This is a genomic window from uncultured Marinococcus sp. (assembly GCF_947493875.1).
In the GTDB taxonomy this organism is placed as follows: Bacteria; Bacillota; Bacilli; order Bacillales; family Marinococcaceae; genus Marinococcus.
The window spans coordinates 118,884-137,149 of the sequence record NZ_CANLSU010000006.1; the positions used below are offsets into that span (position 1 = coordinate 118,884).

Annotated in this window: 16 protein-coding genes and 5 tRNA genes; 3 read left to right on the forward strand and 18 right to left on the reverse strand. The window is 47.5% G+C overall.

The window, feature by feature from the left end:
• Positions 1 to 22: 22 nt before the first annotated feature.
• The 14 genes from Q0757_RS12590 to Q0757_RS12655 all read right to left on the reverse strand — a co-directional run bounded on the left by Q0757_RS12590 (position 23) and on the right by Q0757_RS12655 (position 9,688).
• Entirely contained in the window at positions 23 to 793 is a 771-nt protein-coding gene (locus Q0757_RS12590) for a DUF92 domain-containing protein (RefSeq protein ID WP_298787878.1), read from the reverse strand.
• Entirely contained in the window at positions 783 to 1,346 is a 564-nt protein-coding gene (locus Q0757_RS12595; RefSeq protein WP_298787880.1) for a 5-formyltetrahydrofolate cyclo-ligase, read from the reverse strand. Before Q0757_RS12595 ends, Q0757_RS12590 begins: the two co-directional genes overlap by 11 nt.
• 85 nt (positions 1,347 to 1,431) lie before the next feature.
• Positions 1,432 to 1,581: a 50S ribosomal protein L33 gene (gene rpmG / locus Q0757_RS12600; RefSeq protein WP_298787882.1), complete on the reverse strand. Its 150-nt coding sequence runs from the start codon at positions 1,579 to 1,581 to the stop codon at positions 1,432 to 1,434.
• A gap of 184 nt (positions 1,582 to 1,765) precedes the next feature.
• Positions 1,766 to 3,871: a penicillin-binding protein 2 gene (locus tag Q0757_RS12605; protein WP_298787884.1), complete on the reverse strand. Its 2,106-nt coding sequence runs from the start codon at positions 3,869 to 3,871 to the stop codon at positions 1,766 to 1,768.
• Positions 3,872 to 4,014: 143 nt separating this feature from the next.
• Positions 4,015 to 4,626 (reverse strand): superoxide dismutase, encoded by a 612-nt coding sequence (locus tag Q0757_RS12610; RefSeq protein WP_298787886.1) that lies wholly within the window; start codon positions 4,624 to 4,626, stop codon positions 4,015 to 4,017.
• A 365-nt stretch (positions 4,627 to 4,991) separates the two neighbouring features.
• Positions 4,992 to 5,084: transfer RNA gene (locus Q0757_RS12615), tRNA-Ser, on the reverse strand.
• Between the two features lie 30 nt (positions 5,085 to 5,114).
• Positions 5,115 to 5,191: transfer RNA gene (locus Q0757_RS12620), tRNA-Ile, on the reverse strand.
• 24 nt (positions 5,192 to 5,215) lie between these two features.
• A tRNA-His gene (locus tag Q0757_RS12625) sits at positions 5,216 to 5,291 on the reverse strand.
• A 21-nt stretch (positions 5,292 to 5,312) separates the two neighbouring features.
• Positions 5,313 to 5,389: transfer RNA gene (locus tag Q0757_RS12630), tRNA-Met, on the reverse strand.
• Position 5,390: 1 nt separating this feature from the next.
• A tRNA-Asn gene (locus Q0757_RS12635) sits at positions 5,391 to 5,465 on the reverse strand.
• Between the two features lie 78 nt (positions 5,466 to 5,543).
• Positions 5,544 to 6,026 carry a DUF456 domain-containing protein gene (locus Q0757_RS12640; protein WP_298787888.1) on the reverse strand — a complete coding sequence of 161 codons (483 nt, stop codon included), beginning with the start codon at positions 6,024 to 6,026 and terminating at the stop codon, positions 5,544 to 5,546.
• A gap of 92 nt (positions 6,027 to 6,118) precedes the next feature.
• Positions 6,119 to 7,750 (reverse strand): Na/Pi cotransporter family protein, encoded by a 1,632-nt coding sequence (locus tag Q0757_RS12645; protein WP_298787890.1) that lies wholly within the window; start codon positions 7,748 to 7,750, stop codon positions 6,119 to 6,121.
• Positions 7,751 to 7,945: 195 nt separating this feature from the next.
• Positions 7,946 to 8,593, reverse strand: coding sequence for an NfeD family protein (locus Q0757_RS12650; protein ID WP_298787892.1), 648 nt, complete (start codon positions 8,591 to 8,593; stop codon positions 7,946 to 7,948).
• Positions 8,594 to 8,788: 195 nt separating this feature from the next.
• Positions 8,789 to 9,688: a DUF1002 domain-containing protein gene (locus Q0757_RS12655; protein ID WP_298787894.1), complete on the reverse strand. Its 900-nt coding sequence runs from the start codon at positions 9,686 to 9,688 to the stop codon at positions 8,789 to 8,791.
• Between the two features lie 315 nt (positions 9,689 to 10,003).
• On the opposite strand from Q0757_RS12655, the gene ispG reads away from it, so the two are divergent.
• The gene (gene ispG / locus Q0757_RS12660) at positions 10,004 to 11,131 is read left to right on the forward strand and encodes a flavodoxin-dependent (E)-4-hydroxy-3-methylbut-2-enyl-diphosphate synthase (protein WP_298787896.1); all 1,128 of its coding nucleotides are present in this window, start codon (positions 10,004 to 10,006) and stop codon (positions 11,129 to 11,131) included.
• A gap of 77 nt (positions 11,132 to 11,208) precedes the next feature.
• Here the strand turns inward: ispG and Q0757_RS12665 are convergent, their stop codons facing one another.
• The 4 genes from Q0757_RS12665 to Q0757_RS12680 are packed head-to-tail and all read right to left on the reverse strand — an operon-like array spanning position 11,209 to position 14,193.
• On the reverse strand, positions 11,209 to 11,652 hold the full coding sequence (locus Q0757_RS12665) for a Fur family transcriptional regulator (protein WP_298787898.1): 444 nt from the start codon (positions 11,650 to 11,652) through the stop codon (positions 11,209 to 11,211).
• Positions 11,630 to 12,490 carry a metal ABC transporter permease gene (locus tag Q0757_RS12670; protein ID WP_298787902.1) on the reverse strand — a complete coding sequence of 287 codons (861 nt, stop codon included), beginning with the start codon at positions 12,488 to 12,490 and terminating at the stop codon, positions 11,630 to 11,632. The genes Q0757_RS12665 and Q0757_RS12670 overlap by 23 nt, the downstream gene beginning before the upstream one ends.
• Positions 12,491 to 12,538: 48 nt before the next feature.
• Positions 12,539 to 13,417: a metal ABC transporter permease gene (locus Q0757_RS12675; RefSeq protein WP_298787904.1), complete on the reverse strand. Its 879-nt coding sequence runs from the start codon at positions 13,415 to 13,417 to the stop codon at positions 12,539 to 12,541.
• Positions 13,417 to 14,193 carry a metal ABC transporter ATP-binding protein gene (locus tag Q0757_RS12680; protein ID WP_298787906.1) on the reverse strand — a complete coding sequence of 259 codons (777 nt, stop codon included), beginning with the start codon at positions 14,191 to 14,193 and terminating at the stop codon, positions 13,417 to 13,419. The genes Q0757_RS12675 and Q0757_RS12680 overlap by 1 nt, the downstream gene beginning before the upstream one ends.
• Before the next feature lie 192 nt (positions 14,194 to 14,385).
• Between Q0757_RS12680 and ppx the strand changes: the two genes are divergently transcribed.
• Together ppx and Q0757_RS12690 are read left to right on the forward strand one after the other, a co-directional pair.
• Positions 14,386 to 15,963, forward strand: coding sequence for an exopolyphosphatase (ppx, locus tag Q0757_RS12685; RefSeq protein WP_298787908.1), 1,578 nt, complete (start codon positions 14,386 to 14,388; stop codon positions 15,961 to 15,963).
• A gap of 96 nt (positions 15,964 to 16,059) precedes the next feature.
• Positions 16,060 to 18,168 carry an RNA degradosome polyphosphate kinase gene (locus Q0757_RS12690; protein WP_298787910.1) on the forward strand — a complete coding sequence of 703 codons (2,109 nt, stop codon included), beginning with the start codon at positions 16,060 to 16,062 and terminating at the stop codon, positions 18,166 to 18,168.
• Positions 18,169 to 18,266: the final 98 nt, after the last annotated feature.

The following is an 18,266-nucleotide window of genomic DNA, read 5'->3' on the forward strand; positions in this document are numbered from 1 at the left end:
CAACCTCCCGCTAAAGGCGAAATCAAAAGGAAAAGAAAGAAACAATATACAGTACTACAACCACCATACCGCCGCCAAAGGAACTTAACGCGTTCACAGCGTTGTTTGTCATCCATGAAACGCCCGAGACGTGCATGGTTTTCCTTTCATGGTGAACGTCGGCTTCCGTATAGGATCCACACACGATGCAACGATTCAGCCGCTCTGCGTAGGCTCCGAGAAATGTGTCGATAAAGCAGCCGCACACGCCAGCAATACCTACAGCGATAAACATAAAGACGGCCGGCTCTAAAGAGACGAAACAGACCACCCCTCCCACGAGGAAAGCACCGCCGACAGCCCCCAGCGTTCCTGCTCCGGAGACCGCTCCGGAAAAGCCGTTATCTATCCGTTTTCGGCTGCGCACATGAAGCGGCCTGCCCCCGAACCGGCGGCCGATCTCTGATGCCCACGTATCCGCATTTGACGCCGCCGCTGCACCAGCAGCAGCGGCTACAAGCCCTTCCCACGAAGTGACACTGAACAAAGCAGCAAACATAAGCATGGGTCCTCCATTTGCCCATACCTGCCAGCTGTCCCGCTGCTCCTTTTCCTGTTTATTCAAACGGGACAGAGCTGTTGAACTCACAAAAAAAGTGAGCAGAGCTGCCGTCCCCGGCCACCCTGTCCACGTGTAAATAAGCGTGCCTAGCACCCCTGCTGACACGGTAGCGACAGGTGTTAATGCTCGTTTCCGCCAAATTATCAGCAAAAACAGCACAAATGCTGAACCAAGCGCTGCTTCAGTCCACATGAATAAGCCCCTCGCTGCTGATCAGGGTTTGGACCGGCACATCGTGCGCTTCCACCGGAATACGGTCCTGAAGCTGAAATGGATGAATCAGGGCAGCCGTAGAAAAATCCCCCCTGTTTAAAAAGCGGTCATAGTAGCCGCCCCCGAACCCAATGCGGTATCCCTGTCTGTTAAACGCCAGACCAGGGACAAGAACAAGGTCAAGCTGCTCCGGAGGCACTAGGGGGCAGACGTTTTTTTTAGGCTCGTAAATCTGACCGATCGTACGCTCGAGCTCATCGAATTGCTGGATTTCATAAAAATCCATTCCGCGTTGTTCAGGCTCGATTTTAGGGACACACATCCGTTTTCCCTGCTGCCATCCGGCTTCAATAATAGGACCGGTATTTATTTCATTTTTGAGTGAAACAGTCACGGCTATTGTTTCCGCCTGCTTCCAGCCGTTCCATTGGAATAAATACTCGTAAATCTTCTTTTCTGCCTTTAGGCGCTCATTCGCGGAAAGAGTTTGATAGGTGTTATTTACCTGCTGCCGGAGCATATGTTTATTCAATTGTCTTCCCCTCCCGTGCCTTTTTCATTTTAGAATGCTTTAAAGACAAAAGAAAAAGCAGCTGGGAGATGTAATCTCCTGCTGCTTATTTCGTTTCGCGATGAAGAGTGTGCTTTCCTAAACGAGGAGAATATTTGTTCAACTCAATACGCTCAGGGTTTGTGCGTTTATTTTTGCTGGTGATGTAATTACGGTCACCGGTCTCTGTGCAGGCAAGTGTTACTTGTACACGCATGTGATTCCCTCCCTACTTTCGTACATTTTTCATACTTAGTAATACTATCAGATTCCTATTTGTGCTTCAAGTCTGTAGTGTTAGTTTTTCTAAGGAAAGTTAAGAAGATTTTTTATAAAAGCGGCAAATCAGTGAAAAATGTTAGCAGCACATCGATTTGCCGCAGTTTTTCATCCCGGAGGAATTACTGTTCTTCTTCGTCGCCCCCGGTTTCTTCCTCATCTTCGTCACTGTCTTCCGCGTTCCCGCCGTCTTCTTCATTCTCATCCTGGCCGCTTCCAGCGCCCGGACGTTCCTCTTTAAGATTCACATATGCCTGCATTGTATCAGCGGCAATGCTGTTGGCAATACCTGAGCGCCCGCCATTATCACTTGAATAAGTGTTAGGGACAACTACCGCAATCGCAATCTCCGGATCTTCATACGGCCCGTAGGCGATAAAGGTCTGGTTGTTTACCTTTACTACTTCATCATCACTTTCCCTGCGGACACTTCGCTCAGCCGTACCGGTTTTACCGGCAATTTCCATATTTACATCGGTGAAATAGCTGTCCGCGGTTCCAAGCTCGGTGTTTACCACGTCGTACATGCCCTCCTGGGCGATATCAAAGTATTCTTTGTCAATATTAACCCGGTTCAGCATGTTCGGTTCAAACTGGTGAAGCACCGCTCCCATTTCATCGGTATTGCGGTTAGGTTCACGGATTTCTTTCACCAGGTGCGGCTCCATCCGTTTGCCGTCCGAAGCAATAGTCGCGGAATACTGTGCCAGCTGCAGCGGCGTGTACGTATCCAGCTGGCCGAAGGAGAAGAACAACAAGCTGCCTGGCACATCTTTCCCAGCATTTAAACCGGTAGCTTCTGACGGCAGATCGACGCTGGTTTCCACCCCAAGCCCGAACTGATGGTAGTAGTCTCTCATCGTCACATATGCCTCGTCCACCTTTTGATCGTTGAAACCGTCGCCGCTCCCATATTCGTAACCCATCAGCCGCATCGCAATTTCGGACATAAAGACGTTGGAGGATTCCTGAATGGCACCGACAACATCTATTGTCCCGATTTCGTGTGAAGAGCTGACTTTTCCCCCTGGACCAGGAAGGTCAATGGGACTGTCGTTGATTTTCGTATCTTCTGTAATGACTTCCTCCTGGAGACCAATCATGCCTGTCGCCGGCTTGATCGTCGAACCCATCTCATACGTATTGGTTATATTTCCCAGCTGGTTGTCATAGCCATTCATGGCAAGTATTTCCCCCGTGTTCGGGTCGATCGCAGTCACATATGCCTGCTGATCGTTTGGAAAGGAGCCTTCCGACTGTGCCATCTGATTATCAAGTATTGTCTGCACTTCCTGCTGCAGATCCATGTCAATCGACAGCACGAGGTCATTGCCACGGCTTCCGTTGTTCGTTTCCTCAGCGTCATCATCCTCCCCGTTGACGGTTCCTTTTTTGCCCCTCAGCGTGTCTTCATAGTATTGCTCGAGAAAGCTCTGGCCGACCTCATCGGAACGCTGATACCCTTTAGCAAGAAACTCGGTTACCGTTTCTTCAGGAATTGATCCCACCTTCCCGTAAAGGCTCTGAAAGGCCTGCGTGTACTGGTAATCACGCCGGAAGTCCCTGGTTACATCCACGCCCTCCAGTTCATCGAGGCGTGCGCTGATGGCGGTGGCCTCTCCTTCTGTCAAATCCCGTTTGACGCGCTGCGGCGAATCGTAGTACCCGGAAATCATTTCACTCCAGATTGCTACAACCTCCAGCTCTTCATCGCTGATGTCATTCAATTGCTCTTCTGTAATCCGGTCAAGCTGTACGTCATATGGATCTTTGCCGTTTTCCATCAGCCGTTGTTCTTCTTTGTCTGAGACTAGCTTCTCCGCTTCATTTTCGCGCGTTAAAAGCCAGTAGTCCTGCAGGTTTCTTTCCGGCATGCTGTCACGATCTGTTTCCTCTTCATCAAATTCAATCAGTTCAGCCAGTTCTTCAGCCGTCTGGATGCGTTCTTCATCCTCATAGCTTCTCTGGTTTGTATACGTTAACGTCAGAATAAGATTATTGTCCACCAGCTCCGTTCCATTGCGATCATACATAATCCCGCGCGGGGCATCGACACGGCTCGCTGAGGTGGAAGCCGTTTCATTCACGTCCTCTTCATACGTATCCCCTTCAACGATCTGAACGTATCCAAGCCGCAGAATTAATATTGAAAACAATATAAAGACAGCGAAAAAAAGAACGTTCAATCGAAAAGGAATGGAAGGTTTTTTATTTTTTCTGGAAGCCACACGCAATCCCTCTCTTAATATATGTAAGTTTGCTTGTTTCCATTTAAGTATAGCATAGAAAAAAGCCGATGCCGAACTTCAGCTCCATCCATAAACAGAAAAAAATCCGTTCCCGGCAATGGGGAACGGATTCTTAAAATATATTATTTAGCTGCCTGATAGTTCTTTTCAACTTCGTCCCAGTTTACAACATTCCAGAATGCTGCTACATAATCCGGACGACGGTTTTGATACTTCAGGTAATACGCGTGCTCCCAGACGTCGAGGCCGAGGAGAGGCGTTTTGCCTTCCATGATCGGGGAATCCTGGTTGAGCGTATCCATAAGCTCAAGCTCGCCGTTATTTAATACGAGCCATGCCCAGCCGGAACCAAAACGTCCGGTAGCTGTCGCGCCGAATGCTTCTTTGAATTTGTCAAAGCTTCCCCATTTGCTCTTAATGGCATTTGCCACTTCGCCTTTTGGTTCGCCGCCGCCGTTAGGGCTGAGAAGCTTCCAGAAGATGGAGTGGTTGGAATGGCCGCCGCCGTTGTTTCTTACTGCGGTGCGGATATCCTCAGGAACAGCGTTCAAATCGCTGATCAGTTCATCAACGCTTTTGTTTTGAAGGTCGCTGTGATTTTCCAAGGCTGAATTTAATTTTGTTACATACGTGTTATGGTGTTTATCATGGTGAATGTTCATTGTCTGCTCATCGATATGAGGCTCTAATGCGTTTGGTGCAAAAGGTAGATCTGGTAGTTGATGTGTACTCATACAAAATGCCCTCCTTGAAAGTTCTGGTGGTTTGTTCAAAGTGACTCTGTAATAATTTAGTATACAAAATTACACTTAGTCTACTTTTACTTTACCAAAACAATTCTTATTTTTCAAATCAGCTTTCCGGTTTATTCAAACTAGAAAGCCTGCCACGGTTGATTATTCCCGTATGCTTCTTCTTTAAACATAAAAATCGCACCAGCCTCCGCTGCATTTGGAAAAACCAAATAACAAATACCGGCTCTATCCCCGGCTGACGCCGTCCCGGTCAGGGCTTTTTTCAAAACAAAAAAACTTTCCCGTGCAGGACGGAAAAGCTTTCGGTGCCGCTATATAGAAATCGATGTTTAACATAATAATTATGGCGGAGGAAGAGGGATTCGAACCCTCGCGAGCCGTAAAGCTCCTAACGGTTTTCGAGACCGTCCCCTTCAGCCGTACTTGGGTATTCCTCCATATACATATTTACCCACCGCTTCTTAAGGTGGTGGACCCTGTAGGACTCGAACCTACGACCGGACGGTTATGAGCCGTCTGCTCTAACCAACTGAGCTAAGGGTCCTTAACAGTATTGCAGACAAAAAAATGGGGCGGTTGATGGGAATTGAACCCACGAATGCCGGAACCACAATCCGGTGCGTTAACCACTTCGCCACAACCGCCGTATGAGTATGTAAATATATTGGTAGCGGCGGAGGGGATCGAACCCCCGACCTCACGGGTATGAACCGTACGCTCTAGCCAGCTGAGCTACGCCGCCATGGCTCCGCAGGCAGGATTCGAACCTGCGACCAATCGGTTAACAGCCGATTGCTCTACCACTGAGCTACTGCGGAATGTGTTACTGCCGTTTTTACGACAGTAATTACTATATCATTTCCCTAAAAACGCGTCAAACAGAATTTTGTATTTCTTTAAACAAGAATTATTATAATATAAATGGCGTTCACTAGCAATATACCGCCCTTTATAACAACGCTTGCGATAAACCCGCCAACAGATCCCACTCCAATTTTACCAAGCTGTTTCCACGATTTCTGTCCACCAATTAACTCTCCAATAACGGCTCCGGCAAGCGCGCCGATCAGAATACCGGCGACCGGAATAATAAACGGGCCGACGACCAGTCCGATCAGACTCCCCCAAATGCCGTATTTGGTGCCACCGCTCCGCTGGATTCCATAATAGTTAGCCGCGTAATCAATTACAAACAGCAGCACAGCAATAACCGCCTGTATCATCCAGTATACAACACCGATATCCGTAAATCCGTAGCCCAGTGCAAACAAAAGCGCAGCTGCTGCGTGAAAAATCCCGCCCGGCAGAATCGGATAAACAACCGCGACAAGCGCCAGCGCGTAGCAGGCAATCCCCAGCAAATACCAGATAAATTCCATACGTTCCTCCTTTTGCAGCCATAATGGTATTCTATAGCCGCTTTTCTCTTTATATAATCAATAAAAAAGAAGGAGGCGGTCCTCCTTCTTTTTTATGACACTTCCCGGTCATCCAGTACCGTTTCAGCAATATTCACTGAATGGTCGCCGATCCGTTCAAGATTACTGATCATGTCCACAAACACAATACCTGCAGAGCCGGAGCATCGTCCTTCATTCAGGCGGAGTATGTGTTTTTTACGCAGTTTCCGCTCCATTTTATCGATGTCTTCTTCCTGCCTGGCAACCTGCTGGGCAATTTCATAATCATCTTTTTCAAGTGCTTCAACTGCACGGTTAAATGTGCTGATCGTCAGCGTGAACATTTCATTTAAATCCTTGTACGCTTCTTCTGAAAGCGTCACTTTGTTGGTCAGCTGATAGTCCACAAGCTCCATCACGTTTTCCATATGGTCGCCGACGCGTTCAATATCACGTACGGTGTCCATCACTACGGAGTGCTTGCGTGAATTTTCTTTAGACAGGGAACGCGCGGAAATACCGATCAAATAATCCGTAATATCTTTATCCAGGTTGTTGATTGCTTCTTCATACCGCACAATCTTTTCAGCATCTTTTTTATTTTTTGTTTCCAGATAGCTTTCACTTTTCCTTAAGCCTCTTCCCGCATAATCGGCCATCCGGAGTGTTTCGAGCTTCGCCTGGTCCAAAGCGATCGCCGGAGACTGGTAAATAAAGCTTGGATCCAGATGCTTCGGCTTATATTCAATCTCTTCGTCACTTCCAGGGACGAGCTTGGTCACTATATACGCAAGAGCCCCTACAAACGGCAGCTGGATAATTACGTTTGAGATGTTAAATATACCGTGAGCAAACGCAATCGTCATCGGCTGGTTTAAATTGAGCGCATCCTGCAAAAAACTAATAAAAGCCGTATACGGAACAAGCAGAATGAGTACGATCGTCGCCCCGATCAGGTTAAAGATAACGTGCGTCAAGGCTGTACGCTTTGCTGCCACGGAAGCTCCAATAGCTGCAATAACCGCCGTTACAGTTGTACCTATATTATCCCCGAACAGGATTGGAAGTGCGGCGTCGAGCGATATAGCATTCTGGGTATACAGCTCCTGAAGCAGTCCGATCGTCGCCGAGGAACTCTGCAGTCCTACTGTAAAGATGACCCCTACCAATAATCCCAACAGCGGATTGTTACTCATGCTGATGGTTAAATCGTTAAATGCCGGCAGTTCTTCGAGCGGTGCCACTCCGTCCCCCATAAGTGAAAGTCCGAAAAACAGGGAACCAAAGCCGAAAAAGGTTTGTCCTATGTTGCTTACTTTTTTGTTTTTAAAGAAAAAGATCATTACTGTACCAATAAATATGATTGGAAGAGCATATTCTTCGAGTTTAATCCCGATAATAAATGCCGTTACCGTTGTTCCGACGTTTGCCCCCATAATAACGCCGATTGCCTGCCGCAGTGTCATAAAGCCTGCGCTGACAAGACCGACTGTAAGTACTGTAGTTCCAGAGCTTGATTGAATAAGTATAGTTACGATAATCCCAACCAGCACGCCCATAAATGGGTTGGAAGTGAATTTATCCAGAAGATCCCGGAGCCTGTCGCCAGCAATTTTCTGCAGGCCGTCGCCCATGTATTTGATTCCGAACAGGAATATCCCCAAACCACCAAAAAAAGTAAACAAAATCGTTTGAATATCCAAACTCTACATCCCCTTAGTCGCTTTATGAATTTTGGCAGTTTTTTTGCCGCACCCAATCTATTTTTAAAGTAAATTGAATGGTTTGTAAAGGAAATATTATGTTTTTCCAAAGTTATTTAACTTTTGATTTTCTCCCGTAAAAAAAGAGAAAGCCGCAGCTTCCTCTTTTTCGATAAACAACCTTTAATATGGAAATTACTGTTCTTTCACAGCCTTTTCAAGGCGCTTGACCCGGATACGCGTACCATCCACAGACATTACTTCAATTTCCTCTTCAGCATTCAGCCACTGATCGCCGCTTGTAGCACTGTAACGCTCTCCCTCAATCTCAACCGTACCAGTCGGGCGGAAGGGAGTAACGGTGGTCCCCGTTTTACCGACCAGTCCTCCGTATGTCTGGTTCATTGAGTTATAGCCCTGTTCGCTCGTCAAACTGTCCTTTAGCATCAGCTTTGACCACAGGTCCCGCCGCGGGAAAACCTTGAGGAAAAACATCGCTGCAATGGCACCGGCCAAAAAGCCGAAAATAACGAGTACCCCGTATATAATAGTGGGTGTTGGTACAGCGATGGATACTCCCATTAACAGGAGCCCTACAATAGAGACAGTCCCGTCTCCAATAAGCTTGCCGTCAAGCAGGATCAGCCCAAGCCCGGCTGCATACAGTACAAGCACCCAGATGCCGGCTGCCCCTTCAAGATGGTAGGAAAAGAATAAGACCATAAAAGCTGTTCCCAGAATAAAAAATAAGCTTTTGGACTTCACAAGAAATTCCGAGATTAAAAACATCGTCCCAAGAAAAACGACAATAAAGCCTATACTCGGGTTCGCTAACCATTCCATTGTATATACTCCCTTCCATAAACTTCTGTATTCATTAAGCAATACGGCCCCTAAACGCCTGATTATCATATATACGCGTAAACTCTCGTAATCGTTTCACATTTATTGTAACTCTTTTGTCTGCCAGCTGTCAGCTGAAAGCGTCTTCTCTGCATAAAAAAGAGGCCCTTCGGCCCCTTCTCTTTTATACTAATATTATGCCGATTCCCCGGAGTCGCTGTTAAACCATCCCTGGACAGAATCAAGCATCTGCTCGAGGAAAGCAACCACGCGCGAAAGGAAATTCTGCGTATCTTCACTGTTTACAAAGCTGTCGATGTTTTCCGAAGCTTTATCAAGCTGCTTCTCCATCTGTGACCAGTCAATATTTAAGTTCTGCATCCGGTCGAATAAGGATACAAGCTCATCTGTCTGCTCTTCGCTCAGTTCAATATTCATATCGCCTGAAACATTTTGCACAATGACCCGGATATCCTCCGTGTTATTGATCTCTGTGTTGTTTATTTCCTGCTTGATTTGTGTAATCAGTGTTGTTGCTTCTTCTTTTCCAATATCTTCGCCGAGCTCAGATGTTTTGGCAATCTCTTCATTTGCCACCTGCTTTTGATCCTCGGATATGTTCACATTGTTCTGCTGTTCGTAGGCCTTTAAAATCCCGGTCAGCGCGGCCGTCCCGGATACCTCAAACGGAGCCGTCACGTAAACCTCTGCGTCCTCTACGCCCGCTGTTGCCAGCGCATTTGCATACATTCCTTCTGTAACCGTATCTATTTTATTCGTTTCAATATCGATACCCCCGCCGTTTTCAACTGCGGTAATTTTCGCAGAGGAGAGAGCGCGCGAACCGATTTCAGAGCTGCTTAAATAATCTCCGAGATATTGGTATTCTTCTTCGTTTGTAACCTCGACCACCGGTACTTCCCCTTCAGTTACATCCATTTCTTCAAGCAGCGAACTTCTTTGCTCTGAAGACAGATCCTGGCCGAGTGTCACTGTTACATCTCCTGCTGCAGCGTCTGCAGACGCCTCCTGGCTCACCCCAAGAACCCCTAACGTAACTACCCCGGCTGCTAATGTCTGCTGCCACCACTTCATTATGCTCAACTCTCCTTCTTATGCCCTTTCATTTCCAACCCTATTCCTTCATGACCAATATATTTATATTCGTCGCATCTATAGTCGTAAGCCCCGGAAAAAAGTTACACTGCCCGCACTCTTTTGTTAGTTTCTCATCATTTTACAAAATGGCGGCTTCTGCATTTCTGATTTTCGCTCTCTGGAAGCAACTGCTTGCCAAGAGTATACACCCACTGATACAATTACGATGTGTTATAGACCACTATCAACCATTGTTGTTGCATTAGACGAGGCACGAAATAAATTCACCAATATAAAGGGGCGAATGGATACATGAGCCAAATAACCCACCGCAGCGAAACCCGAGCAGTCAAAGTAGGTAATGTGACGATCGGTGGAAGTAACGAAGTAGTAGTACAAAGCATGACCACAACAAAAACTCACGATGTGGAAGCGACCGTCGCGGAAATCCACCGCCTTGAAGAAGCCGGATGCCAGATTGTCCGTGTCGCATGCCCACAGATGAGAGATGCTGAAGCAATTCCGAAAATTAAACAGCGCATTAACATTCCGCTCGTTGTCGATATTCACTTCGACTATAAGATGGCCTTAAAAGCCATTGAAGGCGGCGCCGATAAAATCCGGATCAATCCCGGTAACATCGGAAAGCGGGAAAAAGTAGAAGAGGTTGTTGAGGCAGCCAAAGCCAAGGGTATTCCAATCCGTATCGGCGTAAACGCCGGATCCCTCGAAAAACGGATCCTTGATAAATACGGATATCCAACTGCAGACGGAATGGTCGAAAGTGCTCTCTACCATATTTCTATCCTTGAAGAGCTCGGCTTTTACGATATTATCGTTTCGATGAAGGCCTCAGACGTGCATCTAGCTATTGAAGCTTATGAAAAAGCGGCCCAGGCATTCAGCTACCCGCTTCACCTGGGAATCACTGAATCGGGCACTCAATTCGCAGGCACAGTCAAAAGCTCCGCCGGTCTCGGCGCTATACTAAGTAAAGGAATTGGAAGCACGCTTCGTATTTCGCTCAGTGCGGACCCGGTAGAGGAAGTGAAGGTTGGACGCGAGCTGCTGAAAACATTCGGCCTTGCCTCCAACGCCGCGACGCTTATCTCATGCCCGACATGCGGACGTATTGAAATTGATCTGATCAGCATCGCCAATGATGTGGAGGAATATATTTCCACCATCAAAGCTCCGATTAAAGTAGCCGTGCTCGGCTGCGCAGTTAACGGTCCCGGCGAAGCAAGAGAGGCCGATATCGGTATTGCCGGTGCAAAGGGTGAAGGTCTTCTTTTCCGCCACGGGGAAATCATCCGGAAGGTTCCGGAGGAAACCATGGTGGAGGAACTGAAGATTGAAGTCGATAAAATTGCTGAAGAGCATTATGCTAAAGAAGCAGAAAAAGAACGGGAAGCTAAAGAAAAAGAGCTGACAAACTAAGCATTCGATGCAAAAGAGCTCCACCCATCATTTACGGGTGGAGCTCTTTTTTGTTTATCCTGCTGCAGATCCTTTGATTATGCCGGCGCTGCTTCCTTTTGTTTCGCCTTTTTACATTCGGCACAAAGTCCGTAAATTTCAAATTTATGCCCCGTCACTTCAAAGCCGCCATCGACATTTTCATTGAGCCAGTCCATCGGGCACGTTTCAATTTCTCTCGTTTTTCCGCACTCAAGACAGATAAGATGATGATGGTGGGCCGTGGTCGAACAGGAAAAACGAAAATGCATTTCTCCCTCAAGCTCTGTCATTTCGAGAATGTCCATTTCTTCAAACAGAGAGAGGTTGCGGTAGACGGTATCCACGCTCATTCCCGGATAATTTGTCTGCAGGGAGTGGAGTACTTCCTTTGCAGTCAGATAGCGTCTTTCATCTGAAAAAAGCTGAAGCAGTTCTTCACGCTTGGCTGTATATTTAAATCCCTGTTCCTTCATCATATTAAGCGCTTTGGTGACGTTCATATTTTAGCCTCCTGTTTCTTTTCCAGTTGATCCAAGTTCTGAGAGCTAAAGTAACAAAAAGTATAAGAGCGGCTGTCACTACAGTGCCTCCGCCAGAAGCAATGCCAAAAAAGATGGACCCGGTCACCCCGGCTGCCACGGAGGCTTCCCCAATGATAACAGCAATCAGAAGCATCCGTTTAAAGCCGGAGGCCCACTGCATCGCGGCCGCTGCCGGAAGCGTAATCAACGCCCCGGCAAGCAGTACACCGACCACCTGCATCGACGCTGAAATAACAATCGCCAGCAGAACGGCAAGCAGCACATTTAGCATTTTAACCGGAATTCCGGCTGCTGCTGCCATTTCTTCATCGAAGGAAAGAAACATCAATTCCCTGCCAAATGCTGCAAGCAGCCCGAGGGCAGCAATCGTCATTAATCCGATAAACCAGAGATCCTCCATCTGTACGGAAACGACGCTTCCAAACAGATAGCCGTACCATTCCGTCACCCCGTCAGCGGATACAGACATAAATACGGCGCTAAGCCCTACCGCTGCTGCCATTAAAATCGGGGCAGCAAGCTCCTGGAAGCCTCCGTAGGTATGGCGCACCCGTTCGATGATCAACGAGCCGGCAAACGCAAATAAAAAGCCGGTATATAAAGGATTGATATCCCAAAAAGCCTGCAGATTACCGGCAAGCACTCCTGCTGTCACTCCGGCAAGCGTGACGTGAGCGAGAGAATCTGCTATCAGTGAGGACCGGCGCACGACTAAAAACGAGCCGATCAAAGGTGCCGTCAGGCCAATCAACACTGCTGCTATAATGCTTCGTTCCACAAAATTCATATCAAACATAGCCGTCACTCTCTATTCTTTATTTTACACAAGGGTTGCTTTTCTTTGCTATTGATTTGCTTTGTCCACCCATTCCGCTTCCTTCCATGAACGCTGACGCAGCCGTCCGGCGACTTTTTCAGCCAGCACAACGACCGCCCATATAAGAAATGAAAGGACTGCAATCGTGCCGCCTGAGCTCAGATCAAAATAATAAGATATCAGAAATCCGGCTATCACGGCTGTTTCCCCAAAAATCACGGCATATACAAACATGCTTTTGAAGGTGGAGGCGACCCGGAGCGCCGCTGCTGCCGGCAGAGTAATTAAAGCGGAAACGAGCAGTACTCCCAAAATGGAGATGGAAGAAGCAACTATGACCGCCGCGATGCCCGCAAATAATAAATTCACTCTCTGCACCGGGATGCCGTTTACCGTGGCCTGCTCTTCGTCGAAGGCCAGAAATAATAATTCTTTATAAAACAGCACAAACAACAGCAGCGATACGACAGATATAACACCAATCACCACTGCGTCTGCGGCATTTACCGTAAGAATGCTTCCAAATAAATAGTTAAACAAATCATTATTAAAGCCATCCGCCAGGGAAATAAATACAACTCCGAGCCCAATGGCTGAAGCCATTACTACCGGAATAGAAAGCTCCTGAAACGCTTGAAACCTCCGGCGCAGATATTCAATTACAAACGATACGATGAACGTAAATAAAATACCGGTATAAAGAGGATTCCATTCGCTGAGCCATACCCAGAACGACGCGAGCCAAAGATGAAAAGCGATGCCGGTCAGTGCTGTGTGCGACATCGCATCGGCAATCATCGGTGTCTTTCTAACCACCACAAACACGCCTGCAGCCGGAGCGACCACCCCGAGCATGAGCCCGATGATAAGCGCATATCTTAGAAAGTCAAATTCCAGAAAAACCATCAGGCGCCCCCTGCATGGTGATCGTGCTCGTGATGGATAATATGCACGTCATGTCCATATGCGCCGGCAAGATCACTTTCTTCAAACTCCCGCGTCGTACCGTGAAAATGAAGCTGCTGATTCAGGCAGGCTACTTTCGTCACGTATTTTGTCATTGCTCCTACATCATGGGTAACAAGGATAAGAGTAATCCCCTTCTCCCTGTTCCAGTGGCTCAGCCGCTCATAAAACGCCTGGGCGGAGGAAGCATCCACCCCGACGGTCGGTTCGTCCAGAATGAGCACCTCAGGATCGCTCACAAGAGCACGTGCAATAAATACCCGCTGCTGCTGTCCTCCGGAAAGCCTTCCCATATTTTTCTTTTTAAAGCCGAGCATATCCACCTGCTCGAGCGCTTCGTGAATGCGCTGCCTGTCTTTACGGTTCAAAAACCGGAGCAGGCCCTTTTTGCCGTACAGCCCCATAGCTACGACTTCATATACAGTTACCGGAAATCCAGCATTAAAACGATTTGCTTTTTGGGAAACATAGCCGATCTTCGGCCATTGGTGAAATTGGCGCACCGGCGTCCCAAACCAGCGCACTTCTCCTTTGTAGTGCTTGTGCAGGCCTAAAAGAATCCGGACGAGCGTGGATTTTCCCGACCCGTTCGGACCGACCAGACCTACAAAATCTCCGTAGTTTATCTTCATATTGACATCGTCAAGCACGAGCTCTGACTCGTAGCGAAACGAAAGATGATTCACTTCAAGCAGCGTATTCGTTGAATCTTCCACCAGGAAGCCTCCTTCTTTCCAAAAACAATTAAGAATCGTTACGATTTATCGATAGGAAAAGTATACAAAACCTTTTTGCTTCTGTAAATCTTCTTTGCTTAATCGTGTATACAATTCATGGTTATTCTTTGTATGATAGTTAGTAGTAAAGCAGGTCAACGAAATCAAATCCAATTCTAAGGAATGATGAAGATGTTTCAAGCGAAAGAAAAAGTCGCCGTTATTGATATAGGCTCCAACTCGATCCGGCTCGTAATTAATGAGGTCGACGAAAAACGGGGATACCGCGAGCTTCATAATTTAAAAACCGTTGCCCGCCTGAGCAATCATATTGACGATCAGAATGCGCTTACCCAGGAAGGACGGAATATTCTGCTGCATACCCTTCAGCAGTTTGAAGAAGTTCTCCGCTTTCACGACGTTCAGACTACTCATGCCGTGGCCACCGCAGCTGTGCGCGGTGCCTCCAACCGCGAAGAAGTTCTCCAGTATATTGAAGAACGCATCGATTTTCCCATCCGTGTTCTTTCCGGCGAGGAAGAAGCCTCCTACGGGTATCTTGCGGTAGTGAATTCGACCAGCCTGTCTGAAGGCATCACAATTGATATCGGGGGCGGCAGTACAGAGGTAACCATGTTTAAAAACAGGGAGCTCGTGCGCACCCACAGCTTTCCTTTCGGCGCCCTGACATTAAAGCAGAAGTTTCTTCCAGACGATGACAAAATTACCTCCAGCAACCTGAAGCAGATGAATAAATGGATTGAAAAACAATTTCAAAAAGTGTCCTGGCTGAAGGAAGAAGGAGAAAACTTTCCGGTTGTCGGTATCGGCGGCAGCTCCCGGAATATGGTTCTGGTTCACCAGTCTTCCATCAACTACCCTCTTGCCGGCCTGCATCAGTATTCCATGACCGGTGACGATATTGCCGAAACGATGGAGCTGCTTGAAAAATCGAGCTTATCCGAACGGGAAAATATCGAAGGGCTTTCCAAAGACCGGGCGGACGTTATTATTCCGGCGGTCCGGATCATTTCCCAGCTTTATAAACATATCGATGCCTCCTACTATTTGATCAGCAATAAGGGCCTTCGCGACGGACTGCTGTTTGAAGAGCTGCTCCGGGATAAAATGTACCCTCATTTTCCGGACGTAATCGAGGAAAGCTTTTACCAGCTGAACCGGGAGTTTGAGATTAACCCGGATTACGTGGATGAAGTTGGGAACATTGCTTCTTCGATGTATAACAGCCTTGAGCCCTATATTCCAAAATCATACCTGCATGAAGATAACCAGCGTCTGCTGAACCGTGCAGCCCAGGTTCTTTATATCGGGGAATACATCAGCTCCGAGGCAAGCAGCCAGCATACCTTTTACATTTTGACCAACCGTTCCATCGACGGGATTACGCATGAGGAACGGATCGCCATGTCACTGGTCTCTTCCTTTAAATCTAAATCGATGTTCAAACAGTTTGTGAAACCGTTCCGGCCGTATATGCAGAAAAACAGCTTGAAGCGTCTCGAATTTCTCGGAAGTATTTTAAAGTTCTCGTACTCACTCAACCGCACGCGTCGCAATATCGTTTCCGGGCTGGGCGTTGAAAGGAACGGCAAAGAGCTTCATTTCCATATATACTGCCGCGAGGGCATGAATTCCACCTTTGAAGAAGCCAAAGCTGATAAGTATAAAAAACATCTGGAAAAAATGATTAACCGCGAGATCGTGCTTCATTTCCACGAACAGTCGCCGGTTTCTGCTTTTTCCAGCTGAACAATGCTTTTTTCGTGAATCTTTACATGCACTTAACATTTCGTTGATACAATTGGCCCAGGAGTGACCAGGGTGTAAAGAAAGGCGGATTCTACCATGACCGAAACGACTCAGACAAATATTGACCTTGAAAATCCAGCATACTATAACAACCGTGAGATCAGCTGGCTTGCATTTAATGAGCGGGTGCTCGAGGAGGCGCTTGATGAGACCAATCCGCTCCTTGAACGCCTGCGGTTTTTAGGTATCTTCAGCTCCAATCTGGACGAATTTTTCATGGTCCGGGTGGCGGGGTTAAAAGACCAGGTGAAAGCAGGATTTAATAAGCCGGAAAACAAAGCCGGACTTACTCCGAAGCAGCAGCTCTCAGCCATCACCAAAAAAAATTCAGAGCTCGTGCGGCTGCAGGATCATTTTTTTACGGAAACGGCTGTTCCGCTGTTAGCCTCGGAAAATATTCGTTTTCTTTCGACGCTTGAATTAAACAGCGACCAGTATAAATATGTCCAGGAGTATTTCATGTCCAATATTATGCCGGTGCTGACCCCAATGGCTGTGGATGCCTATCGTCCGTTTCCCATGCTATTAAACAAATCCCTGAACCTGGCCGTCCGGCTGCAGAAGGACGCTGGGGATGAAAAAGAGAGCATCGCCATTGTACAGGTGCCCGGGGTGCTCCCCCGCTTCCTTGTGCTTCCGTCATCCGACGGCAGCCGGGAGTATATTCTCCTTGAACAGGTGCTCGCGGAATTTATCCATATGCTTTTCAAAGGGTTTACTGTCGTAAGTGCTTCTCCGTTCCGAATCACCCGGAATGCGGATTTAACCATTCATGAGGAAGGTGCCCGCGATCTGCTCCGGGAAATTGAAAAGGAATTAAAAAAACGTAAATGGGGAGCCGCCGTTCGTCTGGAATGCCAGCACGGCATGATGGATGACTATATTCTCGAGTTTCTGCTTGAAGCCCTCGAGGTTCATCCGGATGACGTGTATACACTGAAGGGGCCGATTGATTTAACCTTTTTATTTCCGCTCTGCGATGAACTCGCGCCGGAATGGGAGCATCTCGTGTACGAAACGCTTATTCCCCAGCCACCGGAGGATTTGATTGCCGAGGCCGATGTGTTTGACGCTGCTGACGACCGTGATGTTTTGCTGCATCACCCTTACGAATCGTTCCAGCCTGTTATCGACTTTATTTCCACAGCTGCCGACGATCCGGACGTTTTAGCCATAAAGCAGACCCTCTACCGGGTCAGTGGAGACTCCCCCATCATTGCTGCACTGGCAAGAGCGGCAGAGCAGGGTAAACAGGTGACGGTCCTTGTGGAGCTGAAGGCCCGCTTTGATGAAGAAAATAATATTCAATGGGCAAAAACCCTCGAGAAATCCGGGGTGCATGTCATTTATGGCATTACGTCGCTGAAAACCCACAGTAAAATTGTACTGGTTGTCAAGAAGACAGCAGGCGGCATCAAGCGGTATGTACACCTTGGTACCGGCAACTATAACGATTCCACTGCTAAAGTGTATACCGATATGGGAATGATTACGACCCGCCCCTCCTTCGGTGAAGATGCCACTAACTTTTTCAATCATTTAAGCGGCTTTTCCCAGCAGCCGTCCTGGAATGAAATCAGCACTTCTCCGGACGGTATACGCGATGAACTCCTCCACCTGATCCAGCAGGAAATTGACTGCCACAATCGGAATGGGAGCGGCCACATCATCGCCAAAATGAATTCGTTAACAGATAAAGAGCTCATTATTAAACTTTATGAAGCCTCTCAGGCCGGTGTCCGCATTGAACTCATTGTGCGCGGTATCTGCTGCCTGAAGCCAGGCATTCCCGGAGTAAGCGAAAGCATCACCGTGCGAAGCATCGTCGGTCGTTTCCTAGAGCATACCCGTATCTTTTACTTTGCCAACAGCGGCCGTGATGACTATTATTTGTCCTCGGCTGACTGGATGACAAGAAACATGGAAAAACGAATCGAAATTATGTTTCCCGTCTACGAGCCCATTTTAAAAAAGCGGCTCCACGCTATTTTACAGCTGATTCTGCAGGACAATGTGAAGGCACGGGAGCAGGACAGCAGCGGCTATTATCATTACGTCGAGCCTGCGGCCGGAGAGCCCGCCGTTAACAGCCAGCTGGTGTTGTTTGAATGGGCATCGAGATTTCTTGATATGAATAACGAATAAAACAAGCACGCCCTGCACATAGGATTCATGCGGGGCGTGCTTTTATCATCTTTATACGGAAATACTTTGTTTTTGCATCTGCAAAAAAAGCATGAACG

What these genes read in the sequence shown, in the direction of transcription:
- Q0757_RS12590 (WP_298787878.1), bottom strand. Translation starts at nt 793, where the DNA reads ATGTGGACTGAAGCAGCGCTTGGTTCAGCATTTGTGCTGTTTTTGCTG.
- rpmG (WP_298787882.1), bottom strand. Translation starts at nt 1,581, where the DNA reads ATGCGTGTACAAGTAACACTTGCCTGCACAGAGACCGGTGACCGTAAT.
- Q0757_RS12610 (WP_298787886.1), bottom strand. Translation starts at nt 4,626, where the DNA reads ATGAGTACACATCAACTACCAGATCTACCTTTTGCACCAAACGCATTA.
- Q0757_RS12640 (WP_298787888.1), bottom strand. Translation starts at nt 6,026, where the DNA reads ATGGAATTTATCTGGTATTTGCTGGGGATTGCCTGCTACGCGCTGGCG.
- Q0757_RS12650 (WP_298787892.1), bottom strand. Translation starts at nt 8,593, where the DNA reads ATGGAATGGTTAGCGAACCCGAGTATAGGCTTTATTGTCGTTTTTCTT.
- Q0757_RS12655 (WP_298787894.1), bottom strand. Translation starts at nt 9,688, where the DNA reads ATGAAGTGGTGGCAGCAGACATTAGCAGCCGGGGTAGTTACGTTAGGG.
- ispG (WP_298787896.1), top strand. Translation starts at nt 10,004, where the DNA reads ATGAGCCAAATAACCCACCGCAGCGAAACCCGAGCAGTCAAAGTAGGT.
- Q0757_RS12665 (WP_298787898.1), bottom strand. Translation starts at nt 11,652, where the DNA reads ATGAACGTCACCAAAGCGCTTAATATGATGAAGGAACAGGGATTTAAA.
- Q0757_RS12670 (WP_298787902.1), bottom strand. Translation starts at nt 12,490, where the DNA reads ATGTTTGATATGAATTTTGTGGAACGAAGCATTATAGCAGCAGTGTTG.
- Q0757_RS12675 (WP_298787904.1), bottom strand. Translation starts at nt 13,417, where the DNA reads ATGGTTTTTCTGGAATTTGACTTTCTAAGATATGCGCTTATCATCGGG.
- ppx (WP_298787908.1), top strand. Translation starts at nt 14,386, where the DNA reads ATGTTTCAAGCGAAAGAAAAAGTCGCCGTTATTGATATAGGCTCCAAC.
- Q0757_RS12690 (WP_298787910.1), top strand. Translation starts at nt 16,060, where the DNA reads ATGACCGAAACGACTCAGACAAATATTGACCTTGAAAATCCAGCATAC.